11 protein-coding genes are annotated in these 14,418 nt (G+C 63.6%); 3 read left to right on the top strand and 8 right to left on the bottom strand.

Features of this window, described 5'->3' with window-relative positions:
- Positions 1 to 105 precede the first annotated feature (105 nt).
- A complete protein-coding gene (locus NR187_RS10050; RefSeq protein ID WP_256806373.1) occupies positions 106 to 738 on the top strand; it encodes a DUF2147 domain-containing protein in 633 nt (210 codons plus the stop codon).
- Here the strand turns inward: NR187_RS10050 and NR187_RS10055 are convergent.
- Entirely contained in the window at positions 706 to 3,294 is a 2,589-nt protein-coding gene (locus NR187_RS10055; RefSeq protein WP_211382856.1) for an MMPL family transporter, read from the bottom strand. The genes NR187_RS10050 and NR187_RS10055 overlap by 33 nt on opposite strands.
- A gap of 465 nt (positions 3,295 to 3,759) precedes the next feature.
- On the opposite strand from NR187_RS10055, the gene ispH reads away from it, so the two are divergent.
- A complete protein-coding gene (ispH, locus tag NR187_RS10060) occupies positions 3,760 to 4,686 on the top strand; it encodes a 4-hydroxy-3-methylbut-2-enyl diphosphate reductase (RefSeq protein WP_211382855.1) in 927 nt (308 codons plus the stop codon).
- Positions 4,687 to 4,721: 35 nt separating this feature from the next.
- Positions 4,722 to 5,882 carry an adenosyl-hopene transferase HpnH gene (gene hpnH, locus NR187_RS10065; protein WP_211382854.1) on the top strand — a complete coding sequence of 387 codons (1,161 nt, stop codon included), beginning with the start codon at positions 4,722 to 4,724 and terminating at the stop codon, positions 5,880 to 5,882.
- 988 nt (positions 5,883 to 6,870) lie between these two features.
- On the opposite strand, the gene NR187_RS10070 is transcribed toward hpnH, so the two are convergent.
- From NR187_RS10070 to NR187_RS10100, 7 genes are all read right to left on the bottom strand, one after another.
- Entirely contained in the window at positions 6,871 to 7,827 is a 957-nt protein-coding gene (locus tag NR187_RS10070; RefSeq protein WP_211382853.1) for a hypothetical protein, read from the bottom strand.
- A gap of 244 nt (positions 7,828 to 8,071) precedes the next feature.
- Positions 8,072 to 8,821, bottom strand: coding sequence for a phosphorylase (locus NR187_RS10075; RefSeq protein ID WP_211382852.1), 750 nt, complete (start codon positions 8,819 to 8,821; stop codon positions 8,072 to 8,074).
- Positions 8,818 to 10,800 carry a squalene--hopene cyclase gene (gene shc, locus NR187_RS10080; RefSeq protein ID WP_211382851.1) on the bottom strand — a complete coding sequence of 661 codons (1,983 nt, stop codon included), beginning with the start codon at positions 10,798 to 10,800 and terminating at the stop codon, positions 8,818 to 8,820. Before shc ends, NR187_RS10075 begins: the two co-directional genes overlap by 4 nt.
- 64 nt (positions 10,801 to 10,864) lie before the next feature.
- Positions 10,865 to 12,121 (bottom strand): hydroxysqualene dehydroxylase HpnE, encoded by a 1,257-nt coding sequence (gene hpnE, locus NR187_RS10085; RefSeq protein WP_211382850.1) that lies wholly within the window; start codon positions 12,119 to 12,121, stop codon positions 10,865 to 10,867.
- The gene (hpnD, locus tag NR187_RS10090; protein WP_256806374.1) at positions 12,121 to 12,960 is read right to left on the bottom strand and encodes a presqualene diphosphate synthase HpnD; all 840 of its coding nucleotides are present in this window, start codon (positions 12,958 to 12,960) and stop codon (positions 12,121 to 12,123) included. Before hpnD ends, hpnE begins: the two co-directional genes overlap by 1 nt.
- Positions 12,950 to 13,834 (bottom strand): squalene synthase HpnC, encoded by an 885-nt coding sequence (hpnC, locus tag NR187_RS10095; RefSeq protein ID WP_256806375.1) that lies wholly within the window; start codon positions 13,832 to 13,834, stop codon positions 12,950 to 12,952. The genes hpnD and hpnC overlap by 11 nt, the downstream gene beginning before the upstream one ends.
- Before the next feature lie 183 nt (positions 13,835 to 14,017).
- Complete coding sequence (locus NR187_RS10100; protein ID WP_211382847.1) at positions 14,018 to 14,251, bottom strand: hypothetical protein; 234 nt, start codon at positions 14,249 to 14,251, stop codon at positions 14,018 to 14,020.
- Positions 14,252 to 14,418 lie beyond the last annotated feature (167 nt).

The raw sequence follows: 14,418 nt of genomic DNA on the forward strand, positions 1-14,418 counted from the left end.
TGAAAAGGGACCGTTGCTGAAAACGGTCTGTGCGGCCTTTTGCCCTTTTTCGGACCATCTTCGCAAGCACAGCTTTAGGACATGTTGCACTGCCAAGGAACTATCATGCGTTTAGCCCTTTACACCGGACTAATACTGGTTGGCGGTTTCACCGGCCTGACCCCGGCGCTCGCCGCCGATCCTACCGGCGACTGGCGGGTCGCCGACGGCGTCGCCAACATTCGTGTCGCCCAATGCAATGGCAGCATGTGGGGCGCGGTTTCCTGGGAGAAACAGCCAGGCGGCCGCGACGAGAACAACCCGGATGCCTCGAAAAAGAACAGGCCGACGCTGGGCATGCCGACCTTGATCGACATGAAGAAGAAGCCCGGCGTCGATCAGTGGGAAGGACAGGTCTACAACGCCAAGGACGGCCAGCTCTACAGCGCAACCATCACGCCGGCCGGGACCGATCAGCTCGAGATCAAGGGCTGCGTGATGGGCTTCCTCTGCGGCGGCGAGACCTGGACCCGGGTCGGGCCGCCGATTCCCCTGAGCCCCGCCAACGCCATGGCCAAGGGTATGCCGAAGTCCACCGGCGCGGCGCCGAAAGCCCAGGCAACGACGGGTGCCATGGCCGCGGCGCCTGCGTCAGCAGCCCCGAAGGCCGCCGGCGCAGCCAAGCCCGGTCAGAAGAGTGCCCCCGACCCGGTCGGCGACATCTGCCTACTCCCTGAGATTGCGGGGTTTGCCCATTAGGGCCGGCTGGAACAGCAGCACTGCGGCAAGCGTCGTCACCAGCGAGAGAGCGAGCAGCTTGCCCATGCTGGACGTTCCAGGATGGCTCGACAGCCACAGACTGCCGAACGCGGTCGCCGTCGTCAGCGCGCTGAAAAAGATCGCGCGTGTCAGGCTGGTCTGGAGCAGGTTTGTCCTGCCCGAGCGCCAGGCCACGACATAATAGATCTTGAAGGCGACGCCGACGCCGAGCAGCAGCGGAAACGCGACGATATTGGCGAAGTTGAGCGGCAGGCCGATCAGCACGCAGATCTCGAGCGTCACCGCGCCGGCGACCAGGAGCGGCACCAGCGTCATCAGCACGTCAACGAACCTGCGCAGCGTGATCCACAGCAACAGGCCGATCACCAGCAGGGCATAGATGCCGGCATGGATGAACGCCCTCACCACGGTGTCGCCGGATTTCAGGATCGAGACCGGCCCGCCGATCGCGGTCGGCTCGGCAACGAGCACTGCCGCCGCAAATTTGCGCAGCGTGTCGTTGTCGTTGGGATCGCCTTTGGGCAGCGCCTCGACGCGGATGATGCCGTCCTTGCTCTTCCAGGCGTTGACGAGGTCGGGCGGCAATGACTTCAGGGTCACCGTGTCGGCCTGCATCGCATTCCTGAGCTGGTCGAACGCGATCTTCAGCGGCGTGATGAACACGTCCTGCGCCTTGTTGCGCGTGGCCTCGTCGCCATTGGCGAGCTTTTCGAGCGCGTCCGCCAGCCGGCGCGAGGCGACCGCACCCGCGCCCTTCGCATCACCCGCGGTGCGGCGCAGATTGTCGACCGAGGATTTCAGCGCATCGACGTTTTCCTGGTCCGAAGGCGCAGCGTCGATCTGGTCGGGATTGAGCGCGGGGTTCAGCACCTTGGCGCCCTGCGCAAGCAGCTTCAGCTTCGGCGGCTGGTCCTCCGGCACGAAGCTGTTGAGCGACATCACCCGCAGCACCTCGGGGACCTTCTCCAGCTTCGTCTCGACCTGCCTCGCCTGCTCCTCGGACGTTGTCATCACGTTGATAGCGTTGGCGCCGGTGTTGGGATCCTTGCGCAGGTCGAGGAAAGTCGCGATCGATTCGGCCTTCGGGTTGCGCAGGTTCATCGGGTTGAAGTCGAACTTCATGAAGTAGAGCAGCGGCAGGCCGGCGACCGCCAGCAGCAGCGTGCCGCCCACCACCAGCACGCGGTGCTTTTCCAGAAAATAGTCGAGCGGCGCCAGGAAGGCGTAACCGACCGGCTCCTTCTCGCCGGGCGGATTCAACAGCTTCAGCAGCGCCGGGAGGATGGTGATCGAGGAGACGAAGGCGACCAGCATGCCGACGCCCGCGATCTGGCCGAGTTCGGCAATACCCTTGTAGTCGGTCGGGATGAAGCAGAGGAAGCCGGCCGCGGTCGCCATCGCCGCCAGCGACAACGGGATCGCCGAGCGCTTGGCCGCCAGCACCAGCGCGCCCGAGAGATCGTTGTGCTTGTAGCGCTCCGAACGGTAGCGGACGCTGTACTGGATGCCGAAGTCGACGCCGAGGCCGACGAACAGCACCGCGAATGCGATCGACAAGAGATTGAGCGAGCCGACCATCATCAGGCCGGCTGCGGTCGTCAAGGCAAGGCCCACGAAGAGATTGATAAACACCGCGAAGATGATCTTCGCCGAATGCAGCGCCAGCCACAGGATCAGGAGCACGACGAGAACCGTGCCGATGCCGTTGACGACGGCGCCTTCCTGCACGGTGGCGTATTCCTCGTTGGCGATCGGGACCGGACCGGTCAGCCGCACCCGCGCCTGGTATTTGGTCGGAAAATCGAGATCGATCGCGGCCTTGCGGATCGCGTCGGTGGCGCCCTTGCCGGGCTCCAGCGCGTTGTAGTCGAGGACCGGTTTGAATTCGATGAAAGCACGCTTGTCCGAATCCGTCAGCGGCTCGTCGCTGACGAGCTCGCGCCAGGAGAAGCTCGCATTGCCCTTGTTGAGCACGGTCTCGACCGTCTGCGCGATCAGGTTGAAGGGTCGCTCGGTATTGTCGAGCTTGACCTGGCCGCGCTTGACGCCGGCGAGTCCCGTTTCAAGGGCACCGGTCAGGCCGCGGATCGAGGGATCGCCCGCCATGATCTCGATGAGGGGCGCTGCGGATTGGAACTGGCCGGTGATCTTGCTGACTTCCTCGGTCGGCAGGAACAACAGGCCGTTCTTCTCGAAAAACTCGCCGGTGCCGAGTTGCTGCATCGACTGGAAGTTGGTCTTGTCGTCCTTCAGCTTGGCAAAGAGCGCGTCCGAAGCCGCGGTCGCCATCTCCGGCGTCTTGGCCTCGACGACCGCCGTAATCGTCGCATCGCGGTCGAAGGCGCGATCGAACTGCTGGTCGCGCTGGCGCCAGTCCAGATTCTGGGCAATCAGCGAATTGATGTCGGTATTGATGGCGAAGTGCTGGGACGTGTAGTAGCCCGCCCCCACCGCCAGCAGGAGCCCGAGAATGACGACGAGGGAGGCAAACCGGGTGCAGGCCCTGACGACGGCAACGACTACGCTTTGCAGCACTTCTTTTCTTTCTGCGGTTAACGGCTTGCCGGAAACGCCCGCTGTTTATCGGAGTTCCCGGGCGAAACCTATTGCTGTTTTGAGTGGTTCTCGCCGCAAGGAGGTTCGAGGTAAACAGCGACAGACTGCGGCAAAATCATGCGGGTCGGTCGGTATAGCCGGTCAGTTGAGGCGGGAACGTGACGAAGGAGTGGGCACAAATGACGCCCATTTGCTCACGGAGATGCCCTCTACTATGATACCGATAAATTGATCCAGCAGGGAACCAAAGTTCATTCGGTCTTTCCTTGCTGCCGATTTTTTGACACAAAGTATTGCGCCTCCATGCACCGGAGCCCCGACAGGGGTGGGCAGTTACCGCGTGCGAGAAGCCGATGGTGCGGATATTGCAGCTCATTGGTCAGTATCGGGGTGCCGCCGGGGACTTGAGAAGCGGATTGGTGCAACTTGCGTGATGGGCGTCCAATGGAAGTTTATCTGGCGCAACCGCGCGGTTTCTGCGCGGGCGTGGTGCGTGCGATCGAGATCGTGGAACGGGCGCTGGAGAAGTACGGCCCGCCCGTCTACGTGCGCCATGAGATCGTGCACAACAAGTACGTCGTCGAGAGCCTGAAGAACAAGGGCGCGATCTTCGTCGAGGAGCTGTCCGAGGTTCCGCCGAAGGCGGTGACCGTGTTCAGCGCCCATGGTGTCGCCCGCAGCGTCGAGGAAGAGGCCGCCGCGCGCGACCTTCCGGTGCTCAATGCCACCTGTCCCCTGGTCACGAAAGTTCACAATCAGGGGAAGCGCTACATCACCAAGGGCCGTACCCTGATCCTGATCGGCCATGCCGGCCACCCCGAGGTCGAGGGCACGATGGGCCAGGTTCCCGCCTCCGTGCTGCTGGTCCAGAGCGTCGAAGAGGTTAACGCCTTGACGCTGCAGGCGGATACGCCAGTGGCCTACATTACCCAGACCACCCTGTCGGTCGACGACACAAGGGACATCATTGCGGCCCTCCAAGCCCGCTTTACAGATATTCAAGGCCCGGATATCCGGGATATCTGCTATGCGACACAGAACCGCCAATCTGCGGTAAGGGACTTGAGCAAGCTGGTCGACGTGATCTTGGTGGTGGGCGCTGCCAACAGCTCGAACTCGAACCGGCTCCGCGAAATCGGCACTGAAGCCGGTGTCGCGAGTTATTTGATTGCCGACGGCAGCAAGCTCAATCCGGAGTGGTTGAAAGATGCCAGGACCGTCGGCGTCACGGCCGGCGCCTCGGCGCCCGAGGTACTCGTGGATGACGTGATCGAAGCGATGCGGCGGATCGGACCGGTCAAGGTCCAGGTGCTGCCGGGCCGCGAGGAAAACATCGAATTCCGGCTTCCGGCCCAATTGGCTGCGAGCTGACCCACCCCAATTCCAAGCCCAGAAAGAAACTCGTAATGGCTATCCCCTTCTTCAAGGAAATGCGTATCGGCGGCTATTTGCTCAAGCAGAAACTGCTTGGCCGCAAACGCTATCCGCTCGTGCTGATGCTGGAGCCGCTGTTCCGCTGCAACCTCGCCTGCGTCGGCTGCGGCAAGATCGACTATCCCGATGCGATCCTGAACCGCCGCATGACGGCGCAGGAGTGCTGGGACGCCGCCGACGAATGCGGCGCGCCGATGGTGGCGATTCCCGGCGGCGAGCCACTGATCCACAAGGAGATCGGCGAGATCGTGCGCGGCCTCGTCGCGCGCAAGAAGTTCGTCTCGCTCTGCACCAACGCGCTGCTGCTCGAGAAGAAGCTCGACCTGTTCGAGCCCTCGCCCTACCTGTTCTTCTCGGTGCATCTGGACGGCCTGAAGGAGCACCACGACAAGGCGGTGTCGCAGAAGGGCGTGTTCGACCGCGCCGTCTCCGCGATCAAGGCGGCCAAGGCGCGCGGCTTCACCGTCAACGTCAACGCCACCATCTTCGACGGCCATCCGGCCGAGGAGATCGCGAAGTTCTTGGACCTCACCGTCGAGCTCGGCGTCGGCGTCTCGATGTCGCCCGGCTACGCCTATGAGCGCGCGCCGGACCAGGAGCACTTTCTCAACCGCACCAAGACCAAGAAGCTGTTCCGCGACGTCTTTGCGATGGGCAAGGGCAAGAAGTGGAACTTCATGCATTCCGGCCTGTTCCTCGACTTCCTCGCCGGCAACCAGGAATACGAGTGCACGCCGTGGGGCATGCCCGCGCGCAACATTTTTGGTTGGCAGAAGCCCTGCTACCTGCTCGGTGAAGGCTACGCAAAAACCTTCAAGGAGCTGATGGACACCACCGACTGGGAAACCTACGGCACCGGCAAGTACGAGAAGTGCGCCGACTGCATGGCCCATTGCGGCTACGAGCCGACCGCGGCGACCGCAGCCCTCAACAACCCGATCAAGGCGATGTGGGTGTCGCTGCGCGGCATCAGGACCACCGGCCCGATGGCGCCGGAGATCGACATGAGCAAGCAGCGTCCGGCGCAGTACATCTTCTCGGCGGAAGTGCAGAAGCGCCTGTCGGAGATCCGCAAGGACGAGGCCGACGCCGCGCAGGAGAAGGCCGCGCGGAAGGCTTCGACCGCCGCGTAATCGGACGCAATCAACTCTCACGACGAAGGCCCGGCCGCGATCGCGACCGGGCCTTTTCTTTGCGCCGTTGTGCCGCCAGAGGAGCGGCCCGTGTCCCGGACGCTCTGCAGCGCTCTTTGCGTTGCTGCGCAGAGCCGGGACCCAGCAGCCACGCGCCGTGTCGATAAATGGGCCCCGGCTCTGCAGCGCACCGCTGAAGAAGCGCTGCGCGGCGGCCGGGGTACGAGGCGCGAGTGTGTTGCTCGCTCTCTCCACGTCGTCATTGCGAGGAGCTCTTGCGACGAAGCAATCCAAAATCCTTCCGCGGAAAGATTCTGGATTGCTTCGCTGCGCTCGCAATTGTGCAAGTCCACTAATTCGCTGATCGACGCGCGTGCCGGTCGGCCGCCGCATCACCACGAAGTTTGACGCCAGAACCCCGGGGCGTCGGGACCACACGACTTCTCCGTCCGCGGACGGTTTGACCTGATCGCCGGGAGCTCGCGTGTGCTCACCTCCGACGACGGCCGAAACCGCTGTGACCGCGCCGTGTCGTATCGCGTCGCGCCTGACTCACGGTCGCCCGCCCTGTCATCGCCTGCCGCGCCGGCGCTACCGCGTCCACCGCACCCCGACCCGCATCTCGTGACGATCGCGAAGCGCCCCTCTGGCAGGGCCGGGATGGCGGACATATGCCGCAAATCCGAAATTCGGGAAAGTGGAATATTTTTGCGAAGAGGGGTTGACGGGGGTTGCGGTGTTTTGCCCGACGCCTCCCATGGCGCCAGCCCGCAGAGCAACTGGCCCGACGCCTCCCATGAGGATTACGGTGACAGTGCTGGACTGCAACGTAATTCCAGGAAGAAACGGGCGCGATTCGAAGCCAGCTGCCGTGCGACCAAATGGAATGCTCCAGATTGGCGGCTGACGCCGCCAAAAAAACGATCTACGCGCTGTTGACTACCTCTAGCCAGTGGGTGCCACCATAGCTCCCGCAACTAAATATCAGTTAGCGGTTCGGCAAGACCTTCTGGATACCTTCTTCAATCTTCGAGGAGATCAACCCATACAATAGCGAGTGCGCCGCGATAGCTCGCTCAAGCTGACAGAAGTTACTGAAATTCCAGTATGCAACCGACAAGCCATCGACTACGCTTGCATAGTTGATAGATAGAATTTGTCCTGGCTCAATCTTCGACTTTCTTGCCTGCGAACTCCTTAGGTATAAGCTAGGTGCGAAACGTCCTTCTTGTGGGGAAAAGTAGAAAAATCTTCGATCGTCGATAAACCAATAAAGACTCCAGTCGCCTGCGACTGCCTTCGAAAATACCGGACGATCGCTTCGCGATCTGGCCTTGTCAAAATGAAAGCCAAATGTTGCCGCATCGCGTTCCATAATGGCTTTGAAAAACGAGTAACGCTCTCCTTCGTCAAACGAGTGTCCTTTCCCTCGCACCATTTCACTTGCGTGGATATCGGCCTCGTTTTCAGCCAATTTCCTCTCGCATCTCCACATATCCTGTAGCTGTCTTTCGTGATCGGACCTCCGCATGACACTGTCTTGAACGAGTCTTCTTCGGCACGGATCCACCTCTCGCCGCCAAGCGGCTTCGCCGCCACCAAAGCGGCTGCTCAGATCTCTTTCCGGGCAACCGTTCTCAATATCGCGTTTCTGTCTTAGCTCCTGAAGGAGCGGTGAAAAATAGAGATCCTTGAAGTTCTCGTCAGGAATTGGAAAGTTGCCAGGTTGACCTAGTCGTTCCTTGATACTCTCAACGACGCATTGGCGGTGGAGTACGATGTCTTCATCCACTTGAGCAAACGACTCAACAAATTCGCTTCGAATCGAAAAGGCCGAGAAACCCTTCTTCTTCAGGTGGTCAGAGTAGTTGGGCGCATTCTCGCCTATGGAGATCCAATTGCGACAAATCGCGTTGGCCTGCTCAAAGGAAAGCTTCGAAGTCATCTTTCACCATCCATGTACGTTCGTCCTCATCCTAAGGGACAAATACCGCTGGTGAATTACGGTGACAGAATTACGGTGACAGTGCTGGACCGCCCCCTTAAGTGAGCCAACGGTAATTGCAGTGACGGTGCTGGGTGATGAACCCGGATTGCGGTCCGCTCCATCCAAGCTCTACCGGTCGAAAAGAAAAGGCCCGGTCACCATCGCGACCGGGCCTTTTCTTTTGTCAGCTCGAGGAAACCGCTCAGGCCGTCTCGGACACCAGAACCTCGCTGCCGACGAGCTCCGTCCCGATCAAATAATCGCGGCAGCCTCGCAGGCTACGCAGCGCGCGGTTGAAGTCGATGCCGGTCGAGACCAGTCCATGCAGCGCTGCCGGATTGCGCACGATGCCGCGCAGCACGGCGGCAAGGTCGATCTGGCCGTTCGGCTTGATGGCGGCGCGGGCAAGCGCGGGCAGCGCGCGGTGGGCGGGATCACTGATGACGCGGACAGCGGCAAAGGGCAGCCCGGCCTCGGCGGCGTACGCGGCCGCGATGTGGCTTTCCATGTCGACGGCGGCCGCTCCCGTCTCCGAATGCAGCGCCGCCTTGCAGGAGCGCCCGGTGACCACTTCCTCGGCGCCGGCAAGGCTGCCGCGCACCACGCGGCGACGTCCCGACGTCAGGCGGTCGATCAAATCGTCGCCGAGCGACAGGCCGGCGGCCCAGCGGGTGTCGCCTGAAAGCACCTCGGTCGCCAGCACGACGTCGCCGGAGCGCAAGGTCGGGTCGAGCCCGCCGGCCACGCCGAACGAGATCACGCCGCGAATCGTCTCGGGGTCCACCACGGTCAGCAGCGCCCGCAACTGGGTCGGGCTGCTGGACGAGCAGATGACCGCCATTCCGGGCCCGGCCGCGATGCGGGCCTCCTGAACCAGACCGGTCACAATGAGTATCGGTCGCGGATCAATGGCATTGCCCGCGGTAAGATAGTCCCCCATCCCCAAAGTCACATTCCGACCCCTACCACCCTGCTGTTGGTGTTCCGCAAGTTCCGATACCGCGCCAACGCCCACAGCGGGAAGAACTTTGGGTAACCATGATAACGTAGATAGAATACACGGGGAAAGCCCGTGGCGGTGTACCGCTGCTCGTCCCACAGTCCTTTTTCGTTCTGTGTTGCAATCAGGTACTCCACCCCGCGGGCGACGGCCGGGTGATCAACCTCGCCTGCAGCCATCAGGGCAAGCAAGGCCCATGCCGTTTGCGAGGCGGTCGAGGGGGCGGCTTCCCATCCCCGGTAGTCCAGGCGATAGCTGACGGCGTCCTCGCCCCAGCCCCCGTCCTTGTTCTGGATCGAGGCCAGCCAGGCGGCGGCCTTGCGCATCATCGGGTCGTCGTGGCTGACGCCGGCCATGTTCAGGGCGCAGAGCACCGACCAGGTTCCATAGATGAAGTTCATGCCCCAGCGGCCGTACCAGGACCCTTCCGGGTGCTGGGTCTTGCGGAGGTAGGCAACGCCCTCGGCGACGTGCTTGCTGGTCCTGGCGGTCTCGCCGAGCTGGGCCAGCATCGAGATGCAGCGGGCGGTGACGTCCTCGGTCGGCGGGTCGAGCAGCGCGCCATGGTCGGAAAACGGGATGTTGTTCAGGTAATATTCGAGGTTGTTCACGTCGAAGGCGGCCCAGCCGCCGTCGTCGCTCTGCATCCCCTCGATCCACTCCCGGCCGCGGTCGATCGCGGCGTCATAGCCGGTCACGCCGTGCTCCCGGCGCATCCGGTCCATCGACATCACCACCACGGCGGTGTCGTCGAGGTCGGGGTAATGGGCATTGTTGTACTGGAAGGCCCAGCCGCCCGGGCGCACGTCGGGCCGCTTCACCGCCCAGTCGCCCTTCACCTCGAGCTCCTGCTTCGGGATCAGCCAGTCGAGGCCCTGCCTGGCCGCCGGCACCGCCTTGTCGCCGCCGGCCTCGAGCAGCGCGTGGGCGGTCAGCGTCGTGTCCCACACCGGCGAGACGCAGGGCTGGCAATAGGCTTCGTCGTCCTTGATCACGAGCAGCTTGTCGATGCCCCGGCGCGTGACCGCGCGGGGCGGAAAATTCTCGTCCTTGCCGAGCGCGTCGTACATCATGACGATGTTGGCCATGGGCGGATAGATCGCGCCCATGCCGTCCTCGCCGTTGAGGCGCTCCTCGGTGAAGGCGAGTGCCGCGTCGATCGCGCGCTTGCGCAGGCTCTTCGGAAACATCGGCTCGACCACGCGCAGGATGCCGTCGAGCGCGCGAAACAGCACGAACCAGGCCATGCTCTGGTGCGGCGCCTTGGCGGTCATGCCGATCGAACGCGGATCCTGCAGGAACAATTCGTCGATGCCGACGCTCTTCGGATTCTTCGCGCGCGGCTTGAGCGCAGCGAGAACCATCAGCGGCACCATGGTGGTGCGCGCCCAGTAGGAGATCTTATTGAGGTGGAACGGCGACCAGAACGGCAGCAGAACGATCTCGATCGGCAGCACCGGTACCGCGCGCCAGGTCACCACGCCGAACATCGCCAGCATGAAGCGCGTGAAGACATTGCTGTTGATGGCGCCGCCGCGTGCGTGCATCGCCTCGCGCGCGCGCACCATGTGCGGCGCGTCGACGGAATCGCCGATCATCTTCAGCGCGAAATAGGCCTTCACGCTGGCGCTCATGTCGAACTCGCCGTCATGCACCAGCGGCCAGCCGCCATGGGCGCCCTGGATGCGGCGCAGATAGTTGCCGATCTTGGCTTCGAGCGCGGTATCGACGGGCTCGGCGAGGTAATGGCGCAGCAGGATGTATTCGGCCGGAATCGTGCAGTCGGCCTCGAGCTCGAACACCCAATGGCCGTCCGGTTGCTGGAAGCCGATGACGCCTTCCGTGGCCGACGCAATGCTCGATTCCAAGGTCCTTGATTCCAGGATCCCGGGTTCTTGGGCTTCGCGGCTGGTCGGGTTCACGGAATCCATCTCGCTCGATTGCTCCGATAGTCGATTGAAATTGACCGGGACATTTGCCCGTCAGGGCCGCTCTTCAGGATCCTTTGGCGGCCAGAACCAGATCGGCGGCGCGATCACCGGACCGGACCGATCCCTCGATGGTTGCCGGCAATCCCGTAGCAGTCCAGTCGCCGGCGAGAAACAGGTTTTTCAGCGCGGTGACCGGCCCCGGACGCAGCGCATTCTGCGCCGGCGTGGCGGCGAAAGTGGCCCGGCGCTCGCGCACGATCTGCCACGGTGGCAGATCGCCGGACACGCCGCCGGCCTTGCAGACGTCGTTCCAGATCGCCTGCGCGAGTTCCTCGCGCGGCATGTCGACCAGACGGTCGCCGTTGCTGATGGTGACGGAGAGCCGGTTCGGAAACGCGAACAGCCATTCCACGACGCCGCCGATCACGCCCAGGATCGGCGCCGAGCCCGGCGGCGGTTCAGTGCGGAAATGCGCATTCACGATGGCGCGGAATTCAGTCGGCGTCTTCAGACCCGGCAGCAGGCTGGAGGCGGCGCGCGGCGGCACCGCCATCACGACGACGTCGCCGTCGGCGAGCTGGATCACGTCCTCGCCGCCGAAATTCAGCGCGCCGGCCTTGCCGTCCGCGGCCGTAAACGAGCGCAGCTCATGGCCGAGCTGAACGGTGTGGCCGCGCTCGGTCAGGAATTTGACGGCCGGCTCGATCAGCACGGCGCTGAGGCCGTCGCGCGCGATCAGTGGACGGCACGCCTGTCCGCCTGCAAGCAGCGTCTCGCGCACGATCGCGCCAGCGAGCCCGGCCGAGCCCTCGGGCGGATCGACGTTGAGCGCAGCCAGCAGCAGCGGCTGCACCAGACGCTGGTAGAGGACGCCTTCGCAGGGAATGGACTTGCCAACCAGCGTCTGCTCCGAGGCCCAGATCAGCGGCGCCAGCTTGAGATAATCGGTGAGCCCGGTGTCGGGAACGCGACGGCTCTCGTCGAGCACCCAGGTCGGCAGCCGGCCATCGCCGAGATCGATCTGCCAGCGCTGCCCGGTCGTGATGTCGACGAAGGGAAACTGCGCGCGATCGGGGCCGACGAGGCCGGCCTCGGTGCCGATCGAGCGCGCATAGGCGCGCGCATGGCTGTTGCCGGACAGCAGCAGATGATTGCCGTTGTCGATGGTGAGATTGGTGGCGCCGTCGAAATAGGAGCGGCAGCGGCCGCCGGCCTGGTGCGTCGCCTCGTGCACGGCGACCTTGAAGCCGGCATTGGCGAGCCGCACGGCGGCAGAGAGGCCGGAAATTCCAGCGCCGATGATGTGAGCTGTGTTTTGCATCAGATGAAAGCGTAGCGGAGCAGGATCAGGATGCGTGTGATCTTCGACACACGCACCGGCTCGCGCGGCGCGTTGAACCCGCGCGCGATCAGGAGGTCCAGAATCGAATGATAGTATTTCGACATGATCCGCGGCGCGCGCACGGCGCGGCGCCTGTTGCGGTTCATGATCTCGTCCGACGTCTCGAAATGCGCCTTCGCGCGCTGCGCCAGCGGCAGGCAGACCTTCGGCAGCGCGCGCTCGGCGATCACGCGGTTCGGATCGTCGGAGGTGATGCCGGCATGCAGCAGCGCCTCGCGCGGCAGATAGAGCCGGCCGAGGCCGGCGTCCTCGTCGATGTCGCGCAGGATGTTGGTGAGCTGGAGCGCGCGGCCGAGATGATGGGCGAGCTGGATGCCATCCTCTTCCGGCAGCCCGAACACCCGCACCGACAACCGCCCCACGGCGCTGGCGACGCGATCGCAATACAGATCCAGCGTCGCCATGTCGGGCGCGCGGATGTCCTGCGGCACGTCCATCTCCATGCCGTCGACGATGGCGAGGAAATCCTCGCGCTTCAGCCCGAAGGTCTTGACGGAGGCGACGTAGTCCTTCAGCCGCGGCGGCGGATGGCCCTGGTAGAGCGCGTCGATGTCGTTGCGCCATTGCTGAAGTGCGGCGAGCCGCTCGTCGCGCGGGCCATCGGAATCGGCGATGTCGTCGACCTGACGGCAGAAGCTGTAGATCTGGAACATCGCTTCGCGCTGGTCGCGCGGCAGGATGCGCATCGCGGCGTAGAACGAGCTGCCGGATGCGGTCGAGCCATAACTGGCGCCGGGCGCGGCCGCCTCAAGCGTCATGTGCAGTCCCCGGTCTGGAAATGGCCTTGCGTCCGATCGCGCGGCGGCCGACTTCGCCGATCATGCCGGCGACGCTGAAGGTGAGAAGCTCGAACTTGTTCAGGTGCACGCGCTCGCGCAGGGGATCGCGCACCTTCAACAGGCGCACGATACGGTCGGCGTAGGCCTGGATCACCGAGACGTCGAGGCCGAGCCGGAAATCCCTGATCTCCGCAGCCAGCGACCTGCCCTCGCCCAGCAGCGCCTCGTTGCGGATTGCGAGCCCCTGCAGGCAGGCCAGCATCGCCGGCGGCGACTGCGCGAGCCCGAGCTGCTCGACCGATGCGCCGCTCGCGGCCAGCGCGTCGCGCGGCAGGTAGACGCGATTGAGCTCGCGAAAATCCTTGCCGCAATCCTGGAGGTGATTGTTGATCTGCAGGCCCGCGCAGAGCGCGTCCGATGCGGCCCAGGTCGAGGTGCTCTCGCCATGGACGTCGAGCATGAAGCGGCCGACCGGCATCGCCGAGTAACGGCAATAGTGGATGACCTCGTCCCAATTCTCGTAGCGCAGCTTGGTCACGTCCATGCGGAAGGCGACCAGGACGTCGAGCGCGTGTCGCGGCGCCATGCCGCGCTCGGCCAGCGCGCGCCGCAAGCTGACGGCTTCGGCCTGGGTGTCGCCGGTGCCGAGCAGTTCCGCCTCCAGCAGATCGAGATAAGCGAGCTTCTCGTCGCCCGGCAGCGTGGCGTGATCGGCAATGTCGTCGGCGGTGCGGACGAAATTGTAGTACGCCAGGATCAGGGCGCGATGACGCGGATGGATGATCCAGGACGCAACGGGAAAATTCTCGTCGCGGTCACCCTTGCCGGATCGCAATTCGCTCGCAGAGGTCATCGAGGGCTGGTCTACAATCGTTTGGACAGGAAGGGCTTTTCGCTCGCGCGGGCTCATGCCGCCGCGGCCCCCATATAGGGGAATACGGCCGCAAAACCAATCCTGTCTCTCGATGGCTGCCCTTCGCGGATCGGACCCGAAAAGGCGGCCCGGGGGGCCGCCCTTGTGGGCCAGTGGCCGAGCTTACTGGCTGTGGTTCTTCAGGACCTGGTCGCAGGCCTGGGAGATCTTGGCCCGGTTCTCCTTGAGGCAGGCCAGGATCGTGAAATCGCCCTGATCGATGACCGGACGGCAGAACTTCTGCACGTCGCGCGTGCAGGCCTTCTGCTCGGAATCCGTGCCGCGGCCTTGCTGGGCGAACGCAGCCGTGGAGAGGGATGCCGACAGCAGGGTGAGAGCGACGAGAAGCTTACGCATTGTATTCCTTCATTCTGACGGCAGAATCGCACCGATCCCGGACAACACAGGGCAGACGGGAACGGATTGGTCTGATGGCAAGTCGCCGCGGAACGTGCGGCCTCGGAGAAGGCACAAGCACTGGAAAATGCGGCCAAATTGGCGCCGCACCCACCAAATCAGGTCTT

It is taken from the genome of Bradyrhizobium sp. Bra64, assembly GCF_024519875.1.
Classification (GTDB): Bacteria; Pseudomonadota; Alphaproteobacteria; order Rhizobiales; family Xanthobacteraceae; genus Bradyrhizobium; species Bradyrhizobium japonicum_G.

Coding starts and splice junctions, on each gene's coding strand:
- hpnE (WP_211382850.1), bottom strand. CDS start 12,121: ATGCAAAACACAGCTCACATCATCGGCGCTGGAATTTCCGGCCTCTCT.
- hpnH (WP_211382854.1), top strand. CDS start 4,722: ATGGCTATCCCCTTCTTCAAGGAAATGCGTATCGGCGGCTATTTGCTC.
- NR187_RS10050 (WP_256806373.1), top strand. CDS start 106: ATGCGTTTAGCCCTTTACACCGGACTAATACTGGTTGGCGGTTTCACC.
- ispH (WP_211382855.1), top strand. CDS start 3,760: ATGGAAGTTTATCTGGCGCAACCGCGCGGTTTCTGCGCGGGCGTGGTG.
- NR187_RS10070 (WP_211382853.1), bottom strand. CDS start 7,827: ATGACTTCGAAGCTTTCCTTTGAGCAGGCCAACGCGATTTGTCGCAAT.
- shc (WP_211382851.1), bottom strand. CDS start 10,800: ATGGATTCCGTGAACCCGACCAGCCGCGAAGCCCAAGAACCCGGGATC.
- NR187_RS10100 (WP_211382847.1), bottom strand. CDS start 14,251: ATGCGTAAGCTTCTCGTCGCTCTCACCCTGCTGTCGGCATCCCTCTCC.
- hpnD (WP_256806374.1), bottom strand. CDS start 12,960: ATGACGCTTGAGGCGGCCGCGCCCGGCGCCAGTTATGGCTCGACCGCA.
- hpnC (WP_256806375.1), bottom strand. CDS start 13,834: ATGACCTCTGCGAGCGAATTGCGATCCGGCAAGGGTGACCGCGACGAG.